Origin of the sequence: Mucilaginibacter sp. P25 (genome assembly GCF_050859465.1) — a bacterium.
In the GTDB taxonomy this organism is placed as follows: domain Bacteria; phylum Bacteroidota; class Bacteroidia; order Sphingobacteriales; family Sphingobacteriaceae; genus Mucilaginibacter; species Mucilaginibacter gossypii.
In genome coordinates this window covers 6,652,088-6,674,437 of the sequence record NZ_CP193937.1, presented here as the reverse complement: position 1 = coordinate 6,674,437, position 22,350 = coordinate 6,652,088, and the positions used below count along the sequence as shown (strand labels likewise).

Sequence of the window (22,350 nt, the reverse complement as noted above, 5' to 3'; positions counted from 1 at the left end):
AAAGCCGCCTTGCCAAGGTTTCAAACCTCGTAAGGTGGCTGATGCTGTTGTAAATTGTTACTTCAACAACACCTTGGTAGCGCCGTAACCAAATTTTTCTTTACGGGCATCCATAAAGGTTTGTACTTTTTTATGCCTGCCCAATTGTTTGTGCAGTTCATTACGCAGCGTGCCATTGCCAGCACCGTGTATAAAAGTAATATCAGGTAGTTGATGAACAATAGCTGCATCCAGCGCTTTGTGAAAATGGGCCAGCTGAATCTCCATAATTTCAGCGCTGCTTAAAAACTGATAATCGTCACGCAGCTTTTCTATATGCAGGTCAACTTCGCTAACCGGCTTTTCAATCACTATTTTTTCGGTAGGGCTTTCAAAAAAGCTTTCCTTCAGTTTTTGAGCATCAATAACCAGTTCAGGCTCGTCGAGCCTGATGAGCCAGCCGGCCTGGTTAAGTAATGGAATGTTCTTTTTAGTGGTTGAGAAATCCTTGGCCTTAAACTTTTCATGTACAGCCAACGGTGCCGGTGGTTCAACATTTTGTTTGGTGCTGAATAAAACGCCGAAAATAAATTTTGGCCAAACCTGCAGATCGGCCAGTTGGGCGGAGTAGATATTTTCGGTTGATTTTGGCGCAATAATCCCTGCAAATTCGCCTTTAAATACCTGTTGCTTATCCGTTGTTAAAGTAGCGAGCAGCTGAAACGAAGTTTCATTGATTAAATGAAAATGTACGACAGAACTTGCCCTGGTATCAGTAACCACACCTATATAAACGCCTTTTTTAACAAATTCACCTGGTGTTACGAGCTTTTCATCCGTTGTATTGTTGCTTTTTGTCGCCCCTGCAGGTTGGTAACCATGAACGTAAGTTACTTTGCTGGCAAGTACCGGAATCTCAAAATCGTCATCGCCGGTAACACCTATCATCTGTTCGTCGATGATGCGCGTTACAAAACCTTCCATTTTTTCATCAACAAATCGAACAAAATTGCCTAATTTATATTTCATAGCATTATGTTATTGTAATGCAAAGTTAATTTATCCCGGCACATCTGTCCGGGTAATAAAACTTAGTTATTTTTAAGGTAAGTTTGATAAGCAATTGCGTGAAACAGCTTTTAAGAAATATATAAACCCTAACTATATACTTTTAACTTCATACCATGAGCAACAATACCCCTAAAACACTGGATAACGATTTGTTAAAACAGGTATTTGTCCACAATCTTAACCGTATTTATTTTGGTAAATGTTACCTTGATAAACATCTTGCACATTTGAAAAGTCTCGCTTCGTTTACTGCATTGCAGCAGGCTATACAGGAGTTTTGGGACGATATTAAAAAGCAGATAGAACGGATGAAGAAGGTGTATACCCTGATTAATGAAATTCCGTCAGACAAGAACTGCAACCCTATAAAGTCCATTGTTAAGGATGAGTTTTGCCTGGATGAAGAGCAAACTATACCTGTATTGCTGGATATGGATATTATGTTGTATCTGCAGTTACTTGAGCATATTAATATTACATCGTGCCATATGTTAATAATGGTGGCCCAACAGCTTAATTATACTGAAGCTCAACAATTACTTACCGAATGTAAAGATGAATCAATTGACAACGATGAGCTGTTTACGCTTATTAGCAAAGAATATATAATTGCAGATTAAGTATCTATAAAAAAGAAAGCCATCCGCATAGCGCAGATGGCTTAAATGTTAGTTATTTAATACCCCTATTAAAATAACTGATAACAAAGTAAAAAAATATATCCGATACCGCAAAATATTTATTTGTAAATAATCTTTGTGACAGCTTTGTTACAAAATAAGCTCTGATATAGCGATTTATCAAGCGATTTTTTGTTTTAAATTTTCCGATTAATGTTTCCTGCATATCGTTATTTAGTCCAATTAATTTAAATTGGCAAAGAAATTTAAGACATATGACCAAACCCTTCATTTTATCTGCATTAACCTGCATTGCATTTATACAGGTTAAGGCCCAAACCTTGTATATGCCCCGCGATATACAAAAAGCATTCAAAAACGAAACGCGCTCGGCTGATGGCCGCCCCGGCAAAAAGTACTGGCAAAATTATGGTCGTTATAATATCAGTATTACGGCTGTGCCTCAAAATCGTACTGTGAAAGGCACAGAACAGATCACTTATGTTAATAATAGTCCGGATACTTTAAAAAGGCTTAACATGAAGCTTATCCTGAACATTCATAAACCGGGTGCCGCCCGTTTTGGCGATGCAGGGGCTGACTATCTTACACCGGGCATTCAGTTTGATAGCTTTTCAATTAATGGCGAAGCAAAAAAGTTGCATCAGGTTCAACAAATCAAATGGTTGGTTTAAGTAAGCCGTTGATGCCTCATGATTCTGTTAAGCTTGATATTGGCTGGCATTTTGAAGTTTCGAAAGAAAGCGGCCGCGAAGGAATGATCGATTCGACTACCTGCTACCTGGCTTATTTTTATCCGCGGGTGTCGGTTTATGACGATTACAATGGCTGGGACAGGCTACCTTTTTAGATGCTCAGGAATTTTACAACGACTTTAACGACTATACCCTGCACGTTACCGCGCCTAAAAACTACGTAGTTTGGGCTACCGGTACCCTGCAAAACCCTGAAGAGGTGCTTCAGCCTGAATATGCAAAACGATTGAAGGCTTCATTCACCAGTGATTCAACTATCAATATTGCATCGGCTGCTGAGCTTGCCGCCCATAAAGTAACGGCTCAAAAGGAGATGAATACCTGGACCTGGACCGCTAACGATATCAGCGATATGGCTGTAGGCATCAGTGATCATTATGTATGGGATGCGGCCAGCGTTGTGGTTGATGACGCAACAAACCGCCGCGCCAGTATGCAGGCAGCTTTTTTAGATAGCTCGGAAGATTTTCACCATGCGGTACAAAACGGCCGTAATTCATTAAGCTGGTTGTCCCACAACTGGCCGGGCGTGCCATATCCGTTCCCCAAGATGACATCGTTTCAGGGCTTTGCAGATATGGAATACCCTATGATGGTTAACGATAGCCATACCAATGATGTACGCTTTTCGCAATTTGTGCAGGATCATGAAATAGCGCATACCTATTTTCCTTTTTACATGGGTATTAATGAAAGCCGTTATGCATTTATGGACGAGGGCTGGGCAACAACTTTTGAACTGTTGATAGGAACATCAGAAGTTGGCAAAGAAAAAGCTGAAGCATTGTACAAAAATTTCCGTGTTGACAGATGGATCCATGATGCTTCAACCGCCGAAGATCAGCCGGTTATTACACCATCGAGCGAATTGCGGGGTGGGTACGGTAATAACTCATATGGTAAGCCATCATTAAGTTATTTAGCGCTGAAAGACATGCTGGGCGATCAACTATTCAAAAAGCCCTGCATGGATATATGGACCGCTGGCATGGCAAACACCCAATACCATGGGACTATTTTAACTCTATGAGTAATATTACAGGTAAAAACCTCGATTGGTTTTTCAATAACTGGTTCTTTACTAATTACTATATTGATCTGTCGGTAAAAGGCGTAACCAAAGCAGCCGGTGGTTATACAGTAGCAATTAAAAACGTGGGCGGTTTTGTAATTCCGTTTGATGTAAAAATTACTTATGCTGATGGTTCCGGCGAGAGCATTCATCAAACCCCCGTGGTTTGGGAAAAAAATCAAAAGCAAATTGCAATAGATATCAAAACCACTAAGACCATTAAATCAGTTACTTTAGACGGCGGCATATTTATGGATGCCGATGAAAGTAACAATTCATGGAATAGATAATAGAAAAGCTTATAAAATAATAAAACCCTGCTAACTGGCAGGGTTTTATTATTTTATAATAGTACTAAATATTATGCGTTCTGTACAGAATTGTTCCAGTCATTGGCAGTCGCTTTGACTTTTGATTTCGCTTCATCCGCGGCGTCACCTGCTTTCCCTGCAAGGTCGTCGGCTTTTGATTTTGCAGCATCAACAGCTTTATCTTTAGCGTCCCAAAGGTCGCTAACAGTTCCGCTAAACTTGGTTTTAGCTTTGTCAATCACACTATTACTGTAATCTTTAATATCTCCGGCTGTTGTTTGCGCTTTGGTTTTGGCAGTATCAACCAGGTCGTTTATATAATCTGCTATATCGCCTCTTAATTCTGTTCCTTTTTCAGGAGCTAACAATAAACCCAAAGCCGCGCCCGCCGCTGCACCTACCAATAGTGCTGCTATAATTTTTGCTTGATCTTTCATGTTCTTTTCTTTGTTTTATGTGTAGTCGATTTATGATATTATTGGAATAAACAACAACAATGCCAGTTTTTATTTGAAAGTAACATTCAAATATTAAGCTGATGTACGCAGCAGGTTAACAAAAAAATAAAGCAAAAAAAGGCACTCAAACTTTGAGTGCCTGGTAGGCTTAATGATTATATTATAATTATATAACTTTTACATTTACCGCGTTAAGACCTTTACGGCCGTTTTCAACTTCGTATTCAACGGTGTCGTTTTCACGAACTTCGTCAATAAGGCCTGTTGAATGAACAAAAATATCCGGACCACCATTGCTTGGTACTATAAATCCGAAACCTTTTGTTTCATTAAAAAATTTTACTGTTCCTTGATTTTGCATTCTTTTATTTATTAATGCCGCCAAGGTAGTTATAATTTACCGTAATCAGCAATAGCCAAAGCGTAATTTAGGTGTAAACCAAACCTGTGGAATGGTATTTGGATTTTAGATAATTGATGGTCAGGCTACTATTGCCAAATGGCCTCCCTGGATGGTATCTTCCGAATCTTTTACTATTCCCCGTATCTTTTCATCCAGTTCGTTAACGGTATGTTCTATTATATTAAAGTAACCAAAATCAATATTTTCCATCCGCATGAGGTCTAATATACCAAGCAGGGATGCCACCGGCCTCCGCAATTCGTGCGATTGTATGATAGCTATACGGTTAAGCGCCTCTTTTTGAATATTGATTTGTTCCTCGTGTCTTTTGCGTGTAGTAATATCTGTTGAGTTAATAGCTATCCCGATTACCTCGCTGCTATTATTTTTTACAGGGATAAATGAGGTTTCTTTCCAGCAGGCATTTGGCGTTCCGGACAGCAGTTCCCATTCCCGTTTAATGGAACGGCCGGTTAATGCTATCGCAAAGTATTTCGAAAATGAATTTACCAGCGCCGGCTCTGTATAAGCGATAATATTATCACCATTGGCCAGTTTTTTATTATATAGGCTTCTGATAAAAACCGACGCAGATTTATTGAATGCCATAACCTCAAGATTACGGCCAACCAGGATATGGGTATCTTTTGAACTGTCGAAAATTGCTTTCAACTTCATTTCCGATTCGCTGATAGACGCTTTTTGTGATTGCGACTGCTGGTGCTGCTGCTCAAGCGAACGTAAACTTGAATTAAGTTCCATGAGGTTTACAACCTGCCTGGCCAGCGTTTTTAATGATTTAATCTGTTGCTGGTTAAGTTCATGGGGCTTAAAGTCAATAACACATAGGCTACCAAGGGCATGGCCATCTTTAGTAATCAAAGGGGCGCCTGCATAAAACCTTGCCTGTGGATCCTCAATAACAAGAGGGTTGGTGTTAAAGCGTTTGTCATTAAGCAGGTCGGGCACAACCAACACCTGTTTTTGGATAATGGTGTGATTGCAAAATGATAAATCACGTGGGGTACAGCTGATATTGATGCCGGTAGCGGCTTTAAACCACTGCATGTCGGTATCGAGCAAAGTAACCAGGGCGACGGGAGTGCCGCAGATCTGAGCTGCTAATCCTACTATATCATTTAAATCAACCGCTATGTCATTATCCAGATCCTTAAATCTCTTAACGGCACGCAGGCGCAGGGGTTCGTTATTCATTGTATATTGTATAAGGATTAGTAGTTTTTTATAAATCCAACACGGAGCTTACGCACACTATAATAATAATGAGCTTATTAAACACATACGCAATAGTTTAGCTAATAGTTGTATAAATTACAGAATAAAAAGATATAATGGCAATGATTTTAATACAATTTAACTGGTTAATTATTGTTTAAGGTGGAAATTCACTATAGATAAAATCTTTCGGATTAAGTACCTTTTTTATCGGATGGATTGAGTACATGAAAAGACTAATGTCCCGCCAAAAAAATCGAACAATATTATTCATCCATCGTGCAGCTGTTAAAAACAAATCACTCATGTGTTTAAAGAATATGTGGCATAATTCAACTTTTAGTTTTTTAAAGGTTTAAGTTTGCCAAAAAACCGCGCTCGGTTTATCTCTTAAATTGAAAATTAATATATGAAGGCCTTTATATTCGACCTCAACGGCACTATGATCAATGACATGCCTTATCATACCAGAGCATGGCAACATCTTTTAAATACCGACCTTGGCGGCAGCTTTACCTGGGATGAAGTAAAACCACAGATGTACGGCAAAAATCAGGAAGTACTGGTACGTATGTTTGGCCCTAACCGCTTTACTACCGAGGAAATGAACAGGCTTTCGTACCTTAAAGAACAGCGCTACCAGGATGAGTTTTTACCCCACCTGGCACTGTTGCCCGGTTTGCATGAGTTTTTGGAAAAAGCTTATCAAAACGGTATCCCTATGGCTATCGGTTCAGCAGCTATTCCTTTTAACATTGATTTTGTACTGGATAACCTTAACATCAGGCATTATTTTAAAGCTATAGTAAGTGCCGATGACGTGGTACTAAGTAAACCCCACCCAGAAACATTTTTAAAAGCTGCCGAATTACTGAATTCCTTACCTACAGATTGTGTTGTGTTTGAGGATGTACCTAAAGGTGCTGAAGCTGCCGCTAATGCAGGTATGAAAGCCGTTGTACTTACTACAACGCACCAACAGGATGAGTTTGAAGCGTTGCAAAACGTAATTCATTTTGCCGATGATTTTACGGATGACTTTATTGGCAGCCTGGTATAATAAATAGCCAGGGTAAATGTATAACATTTGAATGTGTTAACTCATGTTAACCCCATTTAAATGCGTTTGCCCAAAATAAACAGTAGGGTGTGTTATTTTATTACTTGTTTTAGCGTATAATTGTTCAGTATCCAGTTTATAAACCCGATCCGGACCTTTTACAATGAAACTTAAATTCAACCTGCTTTTGCTCCTGGCCAGTATGATCATAAGCTCGTGCAGTGATCATATTTATGCGCCGGCCATGCACCATAGCGATATTGCTTATCTGCCTAAACCGGTATCTGCCGATGCTGTTAAATCGGCAAATTATATTTCGGGGGCTTTAGTAGTTGATGAAAGCCCTAATTACTCAGACGAGTTGGTTAGCGCACAGCTTAATTTTAGCCGCGCACATGTATTTGATCATTTCAACCTGGCTTACGGCGCATTTGGTACATTAGGTAATTATCATAACAGCGAATTGGAGCCGCAAGATCCCAACTACTTTAAAAATAAGTTCTTTGGAGCGGCAGGAGGAAGGTTATCGGGAAACTTTTTTGTGAGCAGCGGGCATATCGATTTACGCTTTATTGGCTTTGAAGCGGCCTATAGTCATGAGTTTGGCGATTACCTTAACTTTAGGAAAGCTGTCACCAATAAACCGGGCTTTTACACTGATCCGCGTGCCGGTCTGTTTACATTAGGTGGCACAACTGAAATTATATTTCATACCAATAAAGTTGCCAATCAGTTTGGTTTCCGGCTTTTTTGGGGCGGTACATTTGGCAACGACAACGTATACCGAAACAAAAACAGCGATTACGTTTACAGGGCTTATAACCCTGGTTTTGTAACCGCTGCTTATTTTATGCAGATTAAAAACTATATGGCCGTTGTTGAAGCTGGTACCTATGTACAGTTAAGACTTGGCTACCGGTTCAGATAGCTTATTCAGAATAAACGCTGCCAACCCTGTCGCGCAGGTTATAGCCTGATGCCATCACCTCGCCATAAGCACCTGCGGTACGCACCGCTATCAGGTCGCCGCGAAATGACTCAGGCAGGCTCACATCCTTCTGAAAGCAATCCGTGCTTTCGCATATCGGCCCAACAACGTCATACTTTAAACTTTCGGACTTTCCTGCTTCCGGACTTTCTGACCTCCGGCTTAAATTTTCTATCTGGTGATAAGCCTGGTAAAGCATCGGGCGAATCAGCTCGGTCATGCCGGCATCAAGGATCAGGAAGTTCTTTTTCTGTCCGTTTTTAACATACAATACACGCGATATAAGCGAAGCACTTTGGGCTACGAGTGCACGGCCAAGCTCAAAGTGAACTTCTTGCCCCGGCTTAACATTCAGAAAGTTTTTAAACACCTGGAAGTAGGCCTCAAAATCGGCTATGTTGTTATCCGGGCTGTAATAATCAACCCCAAGACCACCGCCGGTATTAAGCACTTTTATCGGGAAGCCACGATCTTCAAACCAATCCTGCATTTCATTAATGCGGGTACACAGGTTTTTGTAAACTTCAAGGTCGGTAATTTGTGAGCCGATATGGAAATGGATCCCTAAAAACTGCAGGTTATCACATTTGCGCAAAGCAGCGGCAACATCAGGTAATTGCCAGGTATTAATGCCGAACTTATTTTCATCGAGTCCGGTGGTGATGAAATGGTGAGTATGTGCATCAACATTCGGGTTAATGCGGATAGCCACACCAGCTTTTTTGTTTTTTGCTTTAGCAAGGCCATCAATAATAAAAAGCTCCTGGATGGATTCGACATTGAAGCAGAAGATATCCGCATCAAGGGCCAGGTTTATTTCACGGTCTGATTTGCCAACACCTGCAAATACCACTTTGCTTTTATCAAAGCCATGATCAATAGCTGCCTGAACTTCATTGCCGCTCACGCAATCGGCGCCAAAGCCATAGGTTTGTATGGTGTCAATAACTTTTGAGTTAAAGTTGGCCTTCATGGCGTAATGCACATGGAAGCCGTGCTTTGCAGAAGCATCGCGGCAGGCACTCAGGGTGTTTTTAAGCACCTCGAGATCGTAGTAATAAAACGGAGTTTCTAAGCCGTTGAATTTATCTATAGTTTTACTTGTGAACATGGGTAATATTTCATCAAATCATGCTGAACTATTGCATATCAGGGATTGCTTCGTTCCTCGCGATGACGTTTTAAATTAAAAATTTCAAATAAGGCAATTCCGAAATCGAAAATCCGACATCCGGAATTAAAACAACCTGTTATGTAAACTCCTTAAAGCCTCAACCTTATCCTCTGTTTTTACCAGTAACGACAGGTTGTGATCGCTGCCGCCGTATGATATCATCCTTAATGGGATATGCTTAACGGCTTCCAGTACCCGGGCTGCATACCCATGTTTTTCGGCCCCGAAATCACCTACCACACAAATAATGGTTTGGTTTACATCAATTTCTACCGAACCGTAAGCGTTTAATTCTTTGGTGATGTCGCCCAGGTAAGTGGTATCATCGATGGTAACAGAAACACCAACTTCTGATGTGGTGATCATATCGATAGATGTTTTATAACGTTCAAATACCTCGAATACCTTGCGTAAAAAGCCATGTGCCAAAAGCATCCTGCTCGATTGGATCTTGATAGCCGTAATGGCATCCTTAGCAGCTATAGATTTGATCTTGTCCTTTTCGCTGGTATTGGTGATTAGGGTACCCAGCGCTTTAGGATCCATTGTGTTTAATAAACGAACCGGGATCTTATATTTTTGAGCAGGGAACACGCTTTGCGGGTGCAGAATTTTGGCACCAAAATAGGCAAGCTCAGCAGCTTCATCAAAAGATAGCTGAGCAATAGGCTGCGTGCCTTTTACAATGCGCGGATCGTTATTGTGCATGCCGTCGATATCTGTCCAGATCTGTACCTCTTCGCTGCGGATACCGGCACCAATCAATGAAGCGGTATAATCGCTGCCGCCGCGGCGCAGGTTATCTATTTCGCCGTAGGCATTGCGGCAAATGTAGCCCTGGGTAATAAACAAGTTTACTTCGGGGTGCTTATCAAGCAGCGGGAGCAGGTTTTCGGTAATATGATCAACAATTGGCTCATTATCCTCATCTATCTTCATAAAATCCAGGGCAGGCAGCAATACCGATGGGATACCTATCTCCTTTAAATAAACATGATAGAGGGTAGTTGAAAGCAGTTCGCCCTGTGCAACAATGATCTTATCTTCAATATGGGTGAAAAGATCATTGGCAAGATTGCTGAGCAACGAAAAATGGTAGTCGATAACCTCTTTGCCCTGGGCTAAAAATTCGGGTTTCGCAAACAATTCCTTAATAAAAATTTCGTACTTATCCTTTAGGATAGTAATAAGCTGCACTGCCTTCTTCTTATCGCCGGCGAGATATGCTTGTCCAATTTCTACGAGGCTGTTTGTTGTGCCTGACACTGCCGATAGCACCACTACCTGGCGCTCGGCCGGGTTAATGATATCAAGCAGCGCTTTCATCCGGGCGGGGCTACCTACTGATGTCCCACCAAATTTTAAAACTTTCATTTTTATGTTGCTGTTAACCGTATATGATCGGTGTTCCTGAACATCAGCTTGCTGATATTCAAGCACCAATATTTGAGGCGCTAAAAATAGTGTTTTAAAACGCTTTAATGTAATGTGATTGGAATTTAAATTTGACGGGCCATATCATCCTTGAGCTTTGAGATCCGTGGTACTCTGATTGGTAAATGATATCCTCACGTTGTTATTCGGGGTAAGATGTCGCCACTGCTACAAAATATTTTATCCCCTACCTTTTAACATATCAAGCGAGTAAAAACTGTCCCGCCAGTAAATGCCTCCCTGTACAACTGTTATTATTGATGCTTTTAAAAAATGCCAGGCCAGGAATAGCCCCGAAAGGGGGATCATGAATGCATACCACCATTTATTGGGCGGCACCAGCTCCATATAAATTATATGCACTATGAGCATAACAGAAGCCATGATCCTGATAACCGGGGTGCCGAAAATGAACATTAATGGCATAGGCAATGCCACCGTTAATAGCATATTCAGTACGTTAACAATGGCTTGCGTAATACTGTACTTAGCCATAGCAAATGAGTTTTTCTGCACGCCGCGCCCAAGCTCACCAAGATTCCTATACCATTCCAGGCAAACGTAACCCTTACCGGCTAAAACATCCTGCCGTAAACCTTCCTTTTTTATCAATTGACCAAGTTGAAGATCATCATCCGGGCGCTGTTTTATGCGTACATGTGTGCCAATTTTTTCATAAGCTGTACGTCTGACCAAATTGAAAGCCCCTATGCCCGACGATGCTTTTGATTTCGGGTTTTTGGCCTCCCATGGTTTCATGGCAATCATGAGCATAATACTTAATGTGGCAAATACACTGTTTAAAATTGACGACCGGGAGATCAACTCAGGTAACATGGTTAAATGATCAACCTCGTGTTTAACTGCATAACCGACAGCCTGGTTAATAGCATCAGGATGAAAAACGATGTCGGCATCGGCAAAAAGCATCCATTCTTCAGTACTGCTAAGGTATCCCTGGTAAAGTGCGTTGTTTTTACCAAGCCATCCGTCGGGTAAAGTGTCTATCGTAGTCACCTGAAGTTTTGGATAGCGTAAGCTAAAATCTTTCAGGATGTCGGCGGTACGGTCGGTTGAGCGGTCGTTCACTACAATAAGGCGATGGTTAGGATAATTGATATGGCAAACGCTTTGCAAGGCTTTTTCAAGGCCTTCCTCCTCGTTTCGCACAGCTATAATGATGGCAAGGGGTGGGGGACTATCCATCACAGGTTGTCGGCTTACCTGTTTAATTTGTTTAAAGCCGATAAGCAGATAAAAGTTAAGCGCTAAGGTGGATACAAACAGTATCACGCTGTACCAGAATAATATCATGATAAATAGGTTTGGATAAAGGTGGGTAAAATCAGGAAACAATTACAACAAAAAATGGCATATTGCATTACCAATTTTAACACCTATGAAAAACATCAGCCGCAAAAAATTTATTGCTTCGGCCGCAATAGCTGCTGCCGGCTTACCTTTTGGTTTAAGTGCTTTGGCTAAGCAGTCACCCTTAAATACAAACCTTGCTACAGGTAACCCCTCTCCGGGTGAAAAAATAAAAGTGAGTATATTTTCCAAACATATGCACTGGCTTAATTATGCCGATATGGCCGCTTTAACGGTACAGCTTGGTTTTGACGGAATTGACCTTACTGTAAGGCCCGATGGCCACGTGCTGCCCGAACGTGTTGCCGATGACCTGCCTAAAGCGGTTGAAGCTATTGAAAAAGCCGGGCTCAAGGTTTATACCATAGTAACCAATATTAAAACTGCTGATGAAAAATACGCCGGGCCGATCCTGAAAACGGCATCAGCATTGGGCATTAAATATTATCGTACCGCCTGGTTTAATTATGATAAGGCTACCAGTGTACCTGCCAATATCAGGGCTATCAATAAACAACTGGTCGGTCTTGCCGGGCTCAACAAAAGGTATGGCATGCACGGCGGCTATCAAAACCACTCCGGCGACTTGTTTGGAGCATCGCAATGGGATTTATGGCTGAGCCTTGAAGGACTTGACCCCAATTACATCGGTTGCCAATACGATGTAAGGCACGCTACCACCGAAGGTGCTGACACATGGCCTGTTACACTTAATCTTTTGAAGGCTTATTCCAAAACAATCAATGTAAAGGATTTTTACTGGGAGAAAAAGGGCGACAAATGGCAGGTGAAAAGTGTACCATTAGGCGAGGGTATGGTTGATTATAAAAAATACTTCAGTCTGCTAAAACAATACAATATCAATGGCCCCATGAGCCTGCACTGTGAATATCCCTTAGGCGGGGCAGAGGATGGTAAACGTGAGCTGTCTATTAGTAAAGATGAGTTTTCGACCGCTTTAAAAAAAGATTTGACCAGATTACGGGGTTGGCTGGCAGAGTATGATCTGTAAGTGCCGGTCAACGCGATTGCAGGTTTAAGTATCCGTGCTTGAGTCTGCGAATTTTTTTCCTCTCCTTAAAACTTGTTTTATAACAAACTTGTTACTAAATTTAGTAGAAGCATTTCGGTCGCTTGATCTCCCTGATCGCCCCCGGGTTGCTGATAACCAATTATTAAACTAAAAGGAGGCCTTTATGAATCTGGTTCATAAAATTGAACACTGGGGTGATACTCATCACCCTAAAGTTTTGGATATTGTGCGTATTGTTCTTGGTGTATTTTTATTGGTGAAGGGCATAACTTTTATGGAAAATACATCATACCTGCGCGGTATTATTACCGATCAGGATGTTATTGATGTATCGCCTGATATGCTGATGATCCTGGTATACTATGTATCATTTGCCCACATGGTTGGCGGTATACTCATAGCTATGGGTATATTAACCCGTTTGGGCTGCATTATTCAGATCCCTATATTGGTTGGCGCGGTATTTTTAACAGGTATTTTCCAGGAGCCTATCAACACCATGTTATGGCCATCAATTACAGCCCTGGCTCTCCTTATACTATTTACCATTTTAGGCTCCGGCCCATGGTCGTTAGATAAAGTACTGTCGTTTAAGGGATAGTGGAGAGATATAAGAGATCAAGAGCCGGAAACCAAGAAAGGAATTGCTTTGAACTAACGCCAAACTCTAAAGCTCCCGACTTAGGGCTTAAAACTTAGAAATCAAGACTTCTAACTTCTAATTAATATCCTTTAACGGCTTCATCCACATAACACCATAGCCAGCGCTCACCCGGCTCGGCAGATATAACTACCGGATGGCCGGTAGCGTGGAAATGCTTGGTCATATGTGTATTAGGTGAACTATCGCAGCAAAGCGTAACGCCGCATGTTTGACAGGTACGCAAATGCAGCCATGTACCATGGTGCTTTATACATTCTTCGCAAACATAATCCTTAGGTTGGGTTATGCTTTCAATAGCTTCGATATGGGCGCAGGTTTCTTCCATAGGTATAGGTAGTTTATGATTAAACTTCGGCCAGGTATTTATGTACAAAACTTATCGCCATCGAACCTTCGCCTACGGCAGATGCCACACGGTTCATGGCCCCGGCACGCACATCGCCCGCGGCAAAAATACCGGGACAACTGGTTTCTAACAGGAATGGATCTCGTTTAAGCTTCCAAACTTTTCCAAAGCTTTCATAGCTGCGCAACTCGCGGCCGGTTTCAATAAAGTCTTTACTGTTTTTAATAATATCCAGCTTTATCCAGTCGGTATAAGGTTTAGCACCAATAAATATATATAATGCGTTAGCCGTTTTAACCACAGATTCTTTGGTCTTGCAGTTTTGTATCGTGAGCTTTTCAAGGCAGTTGGTACCTTCGGCCTCAATTACCTCGGTATTTGGCATAACCTTTATATTTGGCGTATCGGCAATCTGGTTGATCAGGTAGGCAGACATGGTTGCCGTCAAATCATCCCTGCGGATAATGATATGCACGTTTTTTGCAAATTTGGAAAGGTACATAGCTGCCTGTCCGGCCGAGTTGCCCCCGCCAATTACAAACACCTCTTTACCTGTACATGCCGAAGCTTCGGTAGTAGCCGCGCCATAATAAATACCTGCCCCGGTAAAGTTATCAACGCCTTTAACTTCCAGCTTGCGGTAATCAACCCCGGTGGTAATTACTACTGTACGGCTGATGATCTCGGGCCCATCATCCAAAATAATGGTTTTGTAGCCATCTTTTTGTTTGATATCGCTAACAGATTGGGGTGATAAAAATTCGGCGCCCAAACGCATAGCCTGACTTATGGCGCGACGGGTAAGATCGGCGCCGCTTAAACCTGCCGGGAAACCCAGATAATTTTCGATACGGGAACTGGTACCGGCCTGTCCTCCCGGTGCTTTACGCTCAATCAATAAAGTTTTTAAGCCTTCTGATGAACCGTATACAGCGGCGGCTAATCCTGCCGGACCTGCACCAATGATCACCACGTCGTAAACATCGGTGAGCTGGGTTGGATTTTTCCCCATTTTATCGGCAATATCCCTTATGGTAGGTTTTGTTAAACAACTGCCATCCTCAAATATCACCATCGGCAAATCATCGGTTGTGCGATTATTGATGGTAAGCAAACTGGCCGAATCGATATTTTTTTCGATATCAAACCAGCGATAAGGGATCAGGTTACCGGCTAAAAAATCTTTTATCACATGTGATTGCGGCGAAAACTGGTAACCTACCAGCTTCATACCCACAAATTCGGGGATGTAGTGGCTGTGCCAGTCGCCAAGCAGATCATTAATTACCGGGTAAAGCTTTTCCTCGGGAGGGTTCCATGGCTTCATCAGGTAATAATCAAGCTGCACATCGTTGATGGCTTTAATGGCGGCATCAGTATCGGAGTAGGCGGTCAGCAGTACACGTTTAGCTTCGGGGAATACTTTTTTAGCTTTCTCCAGAAATTTAACACCTTCCATTTCGGGCATGCGCTGATCGCACAAAAACAAGGCAACCACTTCCGAACTGTTTTTCAGTTCAATAAGGGTTTCATATGCTTCATTTGCCGATGTTGTGCTTAGTATTTTATATTCTTTGCCATACTGCGACTTTAAATCGCGGCTTATTGATCGCAGTACCTGCGGATCATCATCTATGGAAAATATTATCGGACGGCTCATAGGGTAAATATGCAGGCAAATTAACTAATATTTTTGGTAAAATCAGCTTTTTGCTAACCATTTATCGGGAAGCAAACTATAAACTCGGTATGCCCGGGCCTTGATTTTACCTTTATCGAACCGCGGTGCTGCTTCACAATACGCTGCACCACTTCAAGGCCCATACCAGTACCTTTACCCATTTCTTTAGTGGTAAAGAAAGGGTCGTATATACGGCTAACATTATCTTCCGGTATACCGGGTCCATCATCAATAATGGTTACCTCAACAAAGTCGTTATCTTTTTTAGTGCGGATGGTAAGCGTCCCTTTCTCATTCACTTCCATAGCATCAAGAGCATTATCGACCAAATTGGTCCATACCTGGTTAAGTTCGCCAATGAGTGCTTTAACCTCTGGCAGCGTATCATCAAACTCCTCAATCACCGTGATATTCTCCTTCCTGATCTTGTAGCCCAGCATGGTAATGGTATTACGGATACCCACATGAATATCGGCATATTGCTTATCCTGAGCACGGTCCATATGGGTAAACGTTTTAACTGAGCTTACAAGCTCGGCGATACGGCGTGCCGATTCCTGGATATCCTCGATCATTTTTTCGCCCATTAGCTTGGCGCTAAGCCAACCCATAATAATGGATACCGCATGTTCGGGTATATGCGCTTTCAGGGCCTCCAGGTTTTCGGTGGTAAAACTAAAGTCTACAAAGCTTTCGGCTATATCATAGGCGTCTTCAACGCCGTTATCTTCCAGCCATTCAGATATTTCATCTTCAAGCTGGGTGCGTTGTTTAAGTGTAAGGCGGGTATAGCATTCTTTTTGTTCAGGATCCTGAACAACTCGTCGGTAAGACCGTCAACCTGTTCATCGCTGGCCCTTATGGCAAACATATTTTTTAGGTGGGCGGGCACCATACGCAGGTGTTTTCTTAATGATAACGAGTCGCGCACTATGGCCGATGCCGGGTTATTAAGCTCATGAGCCAAGCCGGCAGACAACTTGCCTAAAGCCATCATTTTATCATTTTGCTGCTGCATGGCAGTAAAATCTCGTACGCGGGTGGTCATGATATGAACCAGCGCCTGGGTAAGCTCAAAATGGTTCCGAATCATCTCCATGATCTCGCCCGTGGGATAGCTTAATACCGTTAATTCGCCAACGGCCTGTGCATAACCTTTGGCTATAAGGCCGCGCGAATAGGGCATATAGCCGGTGATACTTCCTTTTTCAACCAGGGTGTAATCACGGCGCGAACCTTGCTGCATCATAAAGAAGCGCATATTGCCTTCGATGATAAAATGCGGGCCAGTAAGGTCCTGCCCCGGCTCCATCAGGTATTCACCATCTTCAAATGTTAAGATCTCGCTTTTATCAATCAGCCACTGCAGCTGATCGTCGGGTATATTGGCTAAAGCTTCAAAAGCTTTCAAGTCTGATACGCTTACCTGTAGTTCACTTACCTTTTGCATAATTTAAAAGTAGGGAATATTATTTAATGATGTAAAAATGAGGTGAAAAATTGCAATAGGGTGAACCTGACCGCTGGTTTCTTTGATTGCGTTGATTCTATCTGTGTTTGGAATAAATGGATTTGAGGATTTATGATATTGACTTAAAGAATTCAAGGAATTAATTGATGTTGAGCAATTCTATAAAATCAAACAATGGTACGGTGATAGCATCCACCATAAGCTTAATGACATTAAAATCCTTTAATCCGGTAAATCAGCTTAATCCCGGTTCAATTCCACCTACTCAAAAACACCCCGAAAGCTTCTTTGTACTGATCGCCAACGGTGATATTTACTTTGCCTATCTGTAAAGCGTTGCGGGTAATGGAGTTAATTTTATTGAGCGAGACAATGAATGAGCGATGTACGCGCATAAACCGTTTGGACGGCAGTTTTTCTTCTAAAACCTTTAAACTGGTGAGGGACAGCAGCGGCTTTTCTTTATCCTGCAGATAGATTTTCACATAATCTTTTAAACCTTCAATATAAAGAATTTCGTTAAGTGCTATACGAACCAGTTGGTATTCGATCTTTAAAAACAGGTATTCCTCTTCTTCCGGCTTTGCGGCGACTACGGTTGCAGGGATGTTTGAGCGGTTCACCAATTCAAAATAAGTTAAGGCTTTATTTGAAGCATGCAGAAACTCTTCGTAGTTAAAAGGCTTGAGCAGGTAATCGAGAGCATCAACCCGGTAGCCTTCAATAGCAAACTGGTTGTAGGCGGTGGTAAAAATAATGCGGGGTTTAGCTGCTCCGCGACTGTCAAGCACCCGGGCCAGCTCCATGCCATTAAGGTTAGGCATTTGGATGTCCAAAAAAATAAGATCAACCTTTTGATCCTGCAAGCCGACAAGCGCCTCTACGGCACTGCTATAACGGCCGATCAGTTTCAGGAAGGGGTTTGCTCGATAAAAGCACAAACCAGGCCCAGCGCAAGCGGCTCATCATCAATCGCTATGCAGTTAATTATCATGACAGGTTAAGGGTTAAGTGAACAGTATAGATATTGGCGGTTACATCTTCAGTAATATCCAGTTTATATTTTCCTGCATACAGCAAATCAAGCCGGCGAATGGTATTGGTTAAACCGATACCTTTATTTTCGCCAATGCTTGGGTTATGATCTTTATAGATACCATTTTCTACCTTTAACTCCAGCAGGTTATCATGTTGATCGATAATGATGTGGATAGCACTCGGCTCTGTAGCGCTGATGCCGTGTTTAAAGGCGTTTTCTACAAAAGGTAAAAAAATCATTGGGGCCACGGTTACATCATCAGTATGTGCAGGCGGTGTAAATGTAACGGTTACTTTTTGGGTAAGGCGCAGTTCCATAAGGCTGATATAGTCTTTAATGAAAGCTATCTCCTGGCTTAATAATGCGGTGCCATGCTGCGTATCATATAATACATACCGCATCATGCGCGAAAGCTGGTGCAATGCCTTGCGCGATGTTTCGGCATTAACATGCGTAAGCGCATAAATGTTATTAAGCGTATTGAAAAAGAAATGAGGGTTGATCTGGGCTTTCAGGAATGATAATTCTGAACTGATCTTATCCTGCTCCAATGCCTGGCGCAGGCGGATATCCATTTGCCATTTTTGGATTGCGGTAATGCTGGTGCTGATCCCTAAAACCAACGCTACGATAACGGTACCAAAAAATCCCATCCTCCGCGGTCCCTTGGTTTTGGCGGGCGGTGCTGCCGGTGAAAAACAGCTTCCATATGCTCATGCATATGCAGCACCTTATCAGCCCAGCTATTGAGCATTAAAAAAACAATTACCACCCCCACAACAGCCATAAAGTACATCCCTATGCGATCATGTAATAAAAACCGTGGAACAAGTAATTTGCTGTTGAAGTAATAAGCAGCAACAAGTATAAAAAGAGTAACCGCCTGTTTGACCCAGAACTGGTACGGTATTTCAACATTCCAGCTAAGGGGTTGGTAGAAGAACAACAGCAATCCAAAAACTACCCATATTAAAACATGGATGAGTATTGTGATGGTGTTGCTTTTTGACTTAAGGCTCATTGAAAGAGTTTACTATAGTGCACGAAAAATAAATTTACATATATAATTCAGCAATATTACAAATCAATAAAGCTTTAGGACAATCATAATCGCCCGGGAGGCAAAAAACACCGATGAGCGCTTTGATCTGATCTTTAAAGGCTGCTAAAAGCTTTATACAGAGTAATTATCCGTTTTCATGGGCGAAAAGTGGTGCCCTGTCTATACATTAATAGTGCCTGTCCATTATGTTTTTTACACTACAAGCAATGCTATTGTTTTGTGGCTGTTAAACAGCACAAAATGAAAATCCTATACTCCTTTGCGGTAATAATTGCCTTAGCGCTTGTATTACCATTTAACGCAAATGCCGAAACCGGTCGTACGGTTAAAGGTGTCGTAAAAGACTCTACCGGTTACCTGGTTGCGGGTACGAGCGTAAAAATGCTTACCGGTACCGACAGCACTACCGTTATTACGGGTGCCGATGGTACCTTTACATTTAACAATGTGACAGTAAGCCAGTTTAGTTTAGTTTTTAGCTCGATAGGTTATGAACCACTCAGGCGCAGGTTTGTGTTGGCTAATGATAACAAGCCGGCTAATTTGCCGCCGGTTATCCTGAAAATAGGAACTACGATGTTAAAAACCGTAATTATCGCGGATGTGAACCCGGTAAAGCTTAAGGAAGATACCATTGAATTTAATGCCGATGCCTATAAGGTGCGCGATAATGCCCCTGTTGAAGATGTGATTAAAAAGCTGCCCGGCATGGATGTTGATAAAGATGGAAACATCACCGCCCAGGGCAAAAGCGTGACTAAAGTGCGTGTTAACGGCAAGGATTTTTTGGAGGCGATGTTAAAACCGCCACTAAAAACCTACCTGCCGATATCGTACAAAATATCCAGATCATTGATGACTATGGCGATCAGGCAAATCTCACCGGTGTAAAAACCGGCGAACCGGATAAGGTACTGAACATTACCATTAAACAAAATAAAAACTATGGTTACTTTGGCCAGGCCAGCTTAGGAGGGGGCCGTGATGCCATTCCCGGTGTCTCAAGCGATAAGGAGAGCAACAGGTATGTGGCTTCGGCCAATGTGTTTAGCTTTAACGGCAACAGGCAGCTTGCCTTTTTAGGTAACCTTAACAATACCAATACCAATCTGTTTAGCTTTGGGGGTGGTGGTCCAAGAGGCGGCGGACCGGGTGGGCCTCCGGGAGGCAATAGCAGCTCATCGAACGGCATCACTACAGCACGTTCATTCGGGTTTAATTATCGCGATAGCTGGGGCAAGAAGATTACCGCTTATGGTAGTTACAGCTTTGCCGATAATTCGGTGAACACCATCAGCAGTACCATTCAAAATAATCTTTCATCAACCAACCCGAGCACCAATACGCAAACCAATAACCAGCAGGACGAAAAGCTGAACCACCGGGTTAACTTCAACATTGAGTATAAACCCGATACCGTAAACTATATAAAGATCACCCCAACATATGCCTACGCCAGCACCAACACCACATCTGATGCAACCAGCTTGCTGCTCCGGAATTCGGAAACGGTATCAAACTACAGCCTCGCCAACCTTAGTAAATCAACCGAGCCCAATTATGGTGTTAATGTATTGTTTAACCACAAGCTTAATAGTCATGGGCGCAACTTCAGTATAAATGTCGGCGCAGGGAGTTATACCATTAACAAATATCAAAATCCGGTTTATACCTATATTGATGGCGCCCGTAATGCCCCTCTTAACCAGTTCATCAATACCGATAGCCGTACGGATAGCCTTGGGACTACCGTATCGTACATGGAACCGATAAGTAAAAAGGGCTACATGGAATTGAACTATGCCTACCACTACGCCTATACCACTGCCGATAAAGCTACCGACACCCTGGCCGGTGATGGAAATATAAACAGGTATGATTTGTTGAGCAATAACTATAATTCAACCTTCGTTACCAACCGGTTCGGGCTTAACTATCGTTTTATCGATAAAAAATACAATTACACTTTAGGTATTGTGGCCCAGCCAACGCTGTTAAGAGGATCGTCGATAGTTGATGGTACACCGTTTACAACCAATAACAATACATTTAACTGGGCACCTACTGCAAGGTTCATTTATAACTTTTCGCGTAGCCAATCGCTTAGTTTAAATTATAACGGCAGCAGCAATCAGCCTACTTATACAGAATTGCAACCTGTTACAGATTTCAGCAATGCATCATACCCGGTACAGGGTAACCCCGATCTGAAACCGGAGTTTAATAATACACTTTCGTTAAAATACAATAAGTTCAATTTTGAAAGCGGCAACGTATTTTTTAGTAACCTGTCGTTCATTAAAACTGATAATAAAATAGTAGCCAATACCATTACCTATCCTAAAACCTATACGCCCAACAGCAAACTGGCCGGAAGTATTTTAACCCAGTATTTGAATGCCGATGGCTATTACTCGGCACAAGGATTTTATGTGTTTGCTAAGCCATGGCAAAAAAGAAAATATAATCTGTTCATGATAGGTAACATTTCATACAATAACAACGTCTCATATATAAGTAATGTGGATTCCGCTACCTATAACATGACAACCGAGAAAAATATCGCCAAAAACCTGGTGTTATCTCAAGGCGCACGCTTTAGGGTAAGCATTACCGATGTTATTGATGCCGAAGCAAGTACTACTTATAGCGTTAATACCTCAAGCAACTCCATCAAACAGGCAAACGTTAACAGCAATTTCCAAACCCTTAACCTGGGCGTTAATGGCAAAAGCTATTTTAAAGACTGGACATTGAGTTATGATTATTCAAAAATGATCTATTACGGCTATACCGGTGCTACTAATCCTAATATATTGAATACCTATGTAGAACGCCGGTTTTTGAAGGGCAATGCAGGCACCCTGCGCTTTTCGGTCATGGATGTGTTTAACGAAAACACCGGTTATACAACCACTCAGAACGGCAGCTATATCACTCAAACCAACAGTAACCGTTTGGGGCGTTACTATCTGCTAACTTTTACGCTTAAGCTGCAGAAATTTGCCGGCAAAAGGCCAACTATGGAACGTGGCGGACCAGGTGGTCCACCTCAGGGCGGCGGTCCCGGCGGACCGCCACCGTTTTAATGAACGGCAAG

General features: G+C 42.1%; 26 protein-coding genes. 12 read left to right on the top strand and 14 right to left on the bottom strand.

What is annotated here, in order from left to right:
* Nucleotides 1-57 precede the first annotated feature (57 nt).
* Nucleotides 58-1,008 (bottom strand): Smr/MutS family protein, encoded by a 951-nt coding sequence (locus ACRQ5D_RS33650; protein WP_091170261.1) that lies wholly within the window; start codon nt 1,006-1,008, stop codon nt 58-60.
* A 155-nt stretch (nt 1,009-1,163) separates the two neighbouring features.
* Between ACRQ5D_RS33650 and ACRQ5D_RS33645 the strand changes: the two genes are divergently transcribed.
* From ACRQ5D_RS33645 to ACRQ5D_RS33625, 5 genes are all read left to right on the top strand, one after another.
* Nucleotides 1,164-1,670 (top strand): DUF892 family protein, encoded by a 507-nt coding sequence (locus tag ACRQ5D_RS33645; protein ID WP_091170257.1) that lies wholly within the window; start codon nt 1,164-1,166, stop codon nt 1,668-1,670.
* 275 nt (nt 1,671-1,945) lie between these two features.
* The gene (locus ACRQ5D_RS33640) at nt 1,946-2,365 is read left to right on the top strand and encodes a hypothetical protein (RefSeq protein ID WP_432327965.1); all 420 of its coding nucleotides are present in this window, start codon (nt 1,946-1,948) and stop codon (nt 2,363-2,365) included.
* A complete protein-coding gene (locus tag ACRQ5D_RS33635; protein WP_432327963.1) occupies nt 2,353-2,541 on the top strand; it encodes a hypothetical protein in 189 nt (62 codons plus the stop codon). Before ACRQ5D_RS33640 ends, ACRQ5D_RS33635 begins: the two co-directional genes overlap by 13 nt.
* A gap of 104 nt (nt 2,542-2,645) precedes the next feature.
* On the top strand, nt 2,646-3,476 hold the full coding sequence (locus ACRQ5D_RS33630) for a M1 family aminopeptidase (RefSeq protein ID WP_432327961.1): 831 nt from the start codon (nt 2,646-2,648) through the stop codon (nt 3,474-3,476).
* Nucleotides 3,473-3,808 (top strand): hypothetical protein, encoded by a 336-nt coding sequence (locus tag ACRQ5D_RS33625; RefSeq protein ID WP_432327958.1) that lies wholly within the window; start codon nt 3,473-3,475, stop codon nt 3,806-3,808. Before ACRQ5D_RS33630 ends, ACRQ5D_RS33625 begins: the two co-directional genes overlap by 4 nt.
* Before the next feature lie 71 nt (nt 3,809-3,879).
* Here the strand turns inward: ACRQ5D_RS33625 and ACRQ5D_RS33620 are convergent, their stop codons facing one another.
* The 3 genes from ACRQ5D_RS33620 to ACRQ5D_RS33610 form a co-directional block, all read right to left on the bottom strand.
* A complete protein-coding gene (locus ACRQ5D_RS33620; RefSeq protein WP_091170250.1) occupies nt 3,880-4,266 on the bottom strand; it encodes a YtxH domain-containing protein in 387 nt (128 codons plus the stop codon).
* Between the two features lie 187 nt (nt 4,267-4,453).
* The gene (locus ACRQ5D_RS33615; protein ID WP_090533335.1) at nt 4,454-4,648 is read right to left on the bottom strand and encodes a cold-shock protein; all 195 of its coding nucleotides are present in this window, start codon (nt 4,646-4,648) and stop codon (nt 4,454-4,456) included.
* A 120-nt stretch (nt 4,649-4,768) separates the two neighbouring features.
* On the bottom strand, nt 4,769-5,905 hold the full coding sequence (locus ACRQ5D_RS33610; RefSeq protein WP_091170248.1) for a GAF domain-containing protein: 1,137 nt from the start codon (nt 5,903-5,905) through the stop codon (nt 4,769-4,771).
* Between the two features lie 430 nt (nt 5,906-6,335).
* On the opposite strand from ACRQ5D_RS33610, the gene ACRQ5D_RS33605 reads away from it, so the two are divergent.
* Together ACRQ5D_RS33605 and ACRQ5D_RS33600 are read left to right on the top strand one after the other, a co-directional pair.
* Complete coding sequence (locus tag ACRQ5D_RS33605; RefSeq protein WP_091170245.1) at nt 6,336-6,986, top strand: HAD family hydrolase; 651 nt, start codon at nt 6,336-6,338, stop codon at nt 6,984-6,986.
* 163 nt (nt 6,987-7,149) lie between these two features.
* Nucleotides 7,150-7,914 (top strand): hypothetical protein, encoded by a 765-nt coding sequence (locus tag ACRQ5D_RS33600; protein WP_091170242.1) that lies wholly within the window; start codon nt 7,150-7,152, stop codon nt 7,912-7,914.
* 1 nt (nt 7,915) lies between these two features.
* On the opposite strand, the gene lysA is transcribed toward ACRQ5D_RS33600, so the two are convergent.
* The 3 genes from lysA to ACRQ5D_RS33585 form a co-directional block, all read right to left on the bottom strand.
* Nucleotides 7,916-9,085: a diaminopimelate decarboxylase gene (lysA, locus tag ACRQ5D_RS33595; RefSeq protein WP_091170239.1), complete on the bottom strand. Its 1,170-nt coding sequence runs from the start codon at nt 9,083-9,085 to the stop codon at nt 7,916-7,918.
* A gap of 126 nt (nt 9,086-9,211) precedes the next feature.
* Entirely contained in the window at nt 9,212-10,522 is a 1,311-nt protein-coding gene (locus ACRQ5D_RS33590; RefSeq protein ID WP_091170343.1) for an aspartate kinase, read from the bottom strand.
* Between the two features lie 240 nt (nt 10,523-10,762).
* Nucleotides 10,763-11,896: a glycosyltransferase gene (locus ACRQ5D_RS33585; protein WP_091170237.1), complete on the bottom strand. Its 1,134-nt coding sequence runs from the start codon at nt 11,894-11,896 to the stop codon at nt 10,763-10,765.
* 85 nt (nt 11,897-11,981) lie between these two features.
* On the opposite strand from ACRQ5D_RS33585, the gene ACRQ5D_RS33580 reads away from it, so the two are divergent.
* Both ACRQ5D_RS33580 and ACRQ5D_RS33575 read left to right on the top strand, forming a co-directional pair.
* Complete coding sequence (locus tag ACRQ5D_RS33580; protein ID WP_091170234.1) at nt 11,982-12,965, top strand: sugar phosphate isomerase/epimerase family protein; 984 nt, start codon at nt 11,982-11,984, stop codon at nt 12,963-12,965.
* 184 nt (nt 12,966-13,149) lie between these two features.
* A complete protein-coding gene (locus tag ACRQ5D_RS33575; protein ID WP_091170230.1) occupies nt 13,150-13,587 on the top strand; it encodes a DoxX family protein in 438 nt (145 codons plus the stop codon).
* 121 nt (nt 13,588-13,708) lie between these two features.
* On the opposite strand, the gene ACRQ5D_RS33570 is transcribed toward ACRQ5D_RS33575, so the two are convergent.
* The 5 genes from ACRQ5D_RS33570 to ACRQ5D_RS33550 all read right to left on the bottom strand — a co-directional run bounded on the left by ACRQ5D_RS33570 (nt 13,709) and on the right by ACRQ5D_RS33550 (nt 18,014).
* Nucleotides 13,709-13,975 (bottom strand): UBP-type zinc finger domain-containing protein, encoded by a 267-nt coding sequence (locus tag ACRQ5D_RS33570; RefSeq protein ID WP_091170227.1) that lies wholly within the window; start codon nt 13,973-13,975, stop codon nt 13,709-13,711.
* Between the two features lie 19 nt (nt 13,976-13,994).
* Nucleotides 13,995-15,656, bottom strand: coding sequence for an FAD-dependent oxidoreductase (locus tag ACRQ5D_RS33565; protein WP_091170224.1), 1,662 nt, complete (start codon nt 15,654-15,656; stop codon nt 13,995-13,997).
* 53 nt (nt 15,657-15,709) lie between these two features.
* Entirely contained in the window at nt 15,710-16,288 is a 579-nt protein-coding gene (locus ACRQ5D_RS33560; protein ID WP_432327951.1) for a sensor histidine kinase, read from the bottom strand.
* An 86-nt stretch (nt 16,289-16,374) separates the two neighbouring features.
* A complete protein-coding gene (locus ACRQ5D_RS33555; RefSeq protein ID WP_432327949.1) occupies nt 16,375-17,127 on the bottom strand; it encodes a Crp/Fnr family transcriptional regulator in 753 nt (250 codons plus the stop codon).
* Between the two features lie 272 nt (nt 17,128-17,399).
* Nucleotides 17,400-18,014, bottom strand: a complete 615-nt coding sequence (locus ACRQ5D_RS33550; RefSeq protein WP_432327948.1) for a LytR/AlgR family response regulator transcription factor — start codon at nt 18,012-18,014, stop codon at nt 17,400-17,402.
* Between ACRQ5D_RS33550 and ACRQ5D_RS33545 the strand changes: the two genes are divergently transcribed.
* Nucleotides 17,973-18,152 carry a hypothetical protein gene (locus ACRQ5D_RS33545; protein WP_432329970.1) on the top strand — a complete coding sequence of 60 codons (180 nt, stop codon included), beginning with the start codon at nt 17,973-17,975 and terminating at the stop codon, nt 18,150-18,152. The genes ACRQ5D_RS33550 and ACRQ5D_RS33545 overlap by 42 nt on opposite strands.
* On the opposite strand, the gene ACRQ5D_RS33540 is transcribed toward ACRQ5D_RS33545, so the two are convergent.
* The gene (locus ACRQ5D_RS33540; RefSeq protein WP_432327946.1) at nt 18,139-18,840 is read right to left on the bottom strand and encodes a sensor histidine kinase; all 702 of its coding nucleotides are present in this window, start codon (nt 18,838-18,840) and stop codon (nt 18,139-18,141) included. The genes ACRQ5D_RS33545 and ACRQ5D_RS33540 overlap by 14 nt on opposite strands.
* Nucleotides 18,813-19,208, bottom strand: a complete 396-nt coding sequence (locus tag ACRQ5D_RS33535) for a hypothetical protein (RefSeq protein WP_432327945.1) — start codon at nt 19,206-19,208, stop codon at nt 18,813-18,815. Before ACRQ5D_RS33535 ends, ACRQ5D_RS33540 begins: the two co-directional genes overlap by 28 nt.
* Before the next feature lie 282 nt (nt 19,209-19,490).
* Here ACRQ5D_RS33535 and ACRQ5D_RS33530 point away from each other — a divergent pair, with 282 nt between their 5' ends.
* The gene (locus ACRQ5D_RS33530) at nt 19,491-20,141 is read left to right on the top strand and encodes a carboxypeptidase-like regulatory domain-containing protein (protein WP_431198888.1); all 651 of its coding nucleotides are present in this window, start codon (nt 19,491-19,493) and stop codon (nt 20,139-20,141) included.
* Nucleotides 20,142-20,278: 137 nt separating this feature from the next.
* On the top strand, nt 20,279-22,339 hold the full coding sequence (locus ACRQ5D_RS33525) for an outer membrane beta-barrel protein (protein ID WP_431198887.1): 2,061 nt from the start codon (nt 20,279-20,281) through the stop codon (nt 22,337-22,339).
* Nucleotides 22,340-22,350 lie beyond the last annotated feature (11 nt).

Excerpts from the sequence above, each read along its gene's own strand:
- ACRQ5D_RS33650 (WP_091170261.1), bottom strand. The coding sequence starts at position 1,008 with ATGAAATATAAATTAGGCAATTTTGTTCGATTTGTTGATGAAAAAATG.
- ACRQ5D_RS33645 (WP_091170257.1), top strand. The coding sequence starts at position 1,164 with ATGAGCAACAATACCCCTAAAACACTGGATAACGATTTGTTAAAACAG.
- ACRQ5D_RS33640 (WP_432327965.1), top strand. The coding sequence starts at position 1,946 with ATGACCAAACCCTTCATTTTATCTGCATTAACCTGCATTGCATTTATA.
- ACRQ5D_RS33635 (WP_432327963.1), top strand. The coding sequence starts at position 2,353 with ATGGTTGGTTTAAGTAAGCCGTTGATGCCTCATGATTCTGTTAAGCTT.
- ACRQ5D_RS33625 (WP_432327958.1), top strand. The coding sequence starts at position 3,473 with ATGAGTAATATTACAGGTAAAAACCTCGATTGGTTTTTCAATAACTGG.
- ACRQ5D_RS33620 (WP_091170250.1), bottom strand. The coding sequence starts at position 4,266 with ATGAAAGATCAAGCAAAAATTATAGCAGCACTATTGGTAGGTGCAGCG.
- ACRQ5D_RS33615 (WP_090533335.1), bottom strand. The coding sequence starts at position 4,648 with ATGCAAAATCAAGGAACAGTAAAATTTTTTAATGAAACAAAAGGTTTC.
- ACRQ5D_RS33610 (WP_091170248.1), bottom strand. The coding sequence starts at position 5,905 with ATGAATAACGAACCCCTGCGCCTGCGTGCCGTTAAGAGATTTAAGGAT.
- ACRQ5D_RS33605 (WP_091170245.1), top strand. The coding sequence starts at position 6,336 with ATGAAGGCCTTTATATTCGACCTCAACGGCACTATGATCAATGACATG.
- ACRQ5D_RS33600 (WP_091170242.1), top strand. The coding sequence starts at position 7,150 with ATGAAACTTAAATTCAACCTGCTTTTGCTCCTGGCCAGTATGATCATA.
- lysA (WP_091170239.1), bottom strand. The coding sequence starts at position 9,085 with ATGTTCACAAGTAAAACTATAGATAAATTCAACGGCTTAGAAACTCCG.
- ACRQ5D_RS33590 (WP_091170343.1), bottom strand. The coding sequence starts at position 10,522 with ATGAAAGTTTTAAAATTTGGTGGGACATCAGTAGGTAGCCCCGCCCGG.
- ACRQ5D_RS33585 (WP_091170237.1), bottom strand. The coding sequence starts at position 11,896 with ATGATATTATTCTGGTACAGCGTGATACTGTTTGTATCCACCTTAGCG.
- ACRQ5D_RS33580 (WP_091170234.1), top strand. The coding sequence starts at position 11,982 with ATGAAAAACATCAGCCGCAAAAAATTTATTGCTTCGGCCGCAATAGCT.
- ACRQ5D_RS33575 (WP_091170230.1), top strand. The coding sequence starts at position 13,150 with ATGAATCTGGTTCATAAAATTGAACACTGGGGTGATACTCATCACCCT.
- ACRQ5D_RS33570 (WP_091170227.1), bottom strand. The coding sequence starts at position 13,975 with ATGGAAGAAACCTGCGCCCATATCGAAGCTATTGAAAGCATAACCCAA.
- ACRQ5D_RS33565 (WP_091170224.1), bottom strand. The coding sequence starts at position 15,656 with ATGAGCCGTCCGATAATATTTTCCATAGATGATGATCCGCAGGTACTG.
- ACRQ5D_RS33560 (WP_432327951.1), bottom strand. The coding sequence starts at position 16,288 with ATGGGTTGGCTTAGCGCCAAGCTAATGGGCGAAAAAATGATCGAGGAT.
- ACRQ5D_RS33555 (WP_432327949.1), bottom strand. The coding sequence starts at position 17,127 with ATGCAAAAGGTAAGTGAACTACAGGTAAGCGTATCAGACTTGAAAGCT.
- ACRQ5D_RS33540 (WP_432327946.1), bottom strand. The coding sequence starts at position 18,840 with ATGGGATTTTTTGGTACCGTTATCGTAGCGTTGGTTTTAGGGATCAGC.
- ACRQ5D_RS33535 (WP_432327945.1), bottom strand. The coding sequence starts at position 19,208 with ATGAGCCTTAAGTCAAAAAGCAACACCATCACAATACTCATCCATGTT.
- ACRQ5D_RS33530 (WP_431198888.1), top strand. The coding sequence starts at position 19,491 with ATGAAAATCCTATACTCCTTTGCGGTAATAATTGCCTTAGCGCTTGTA.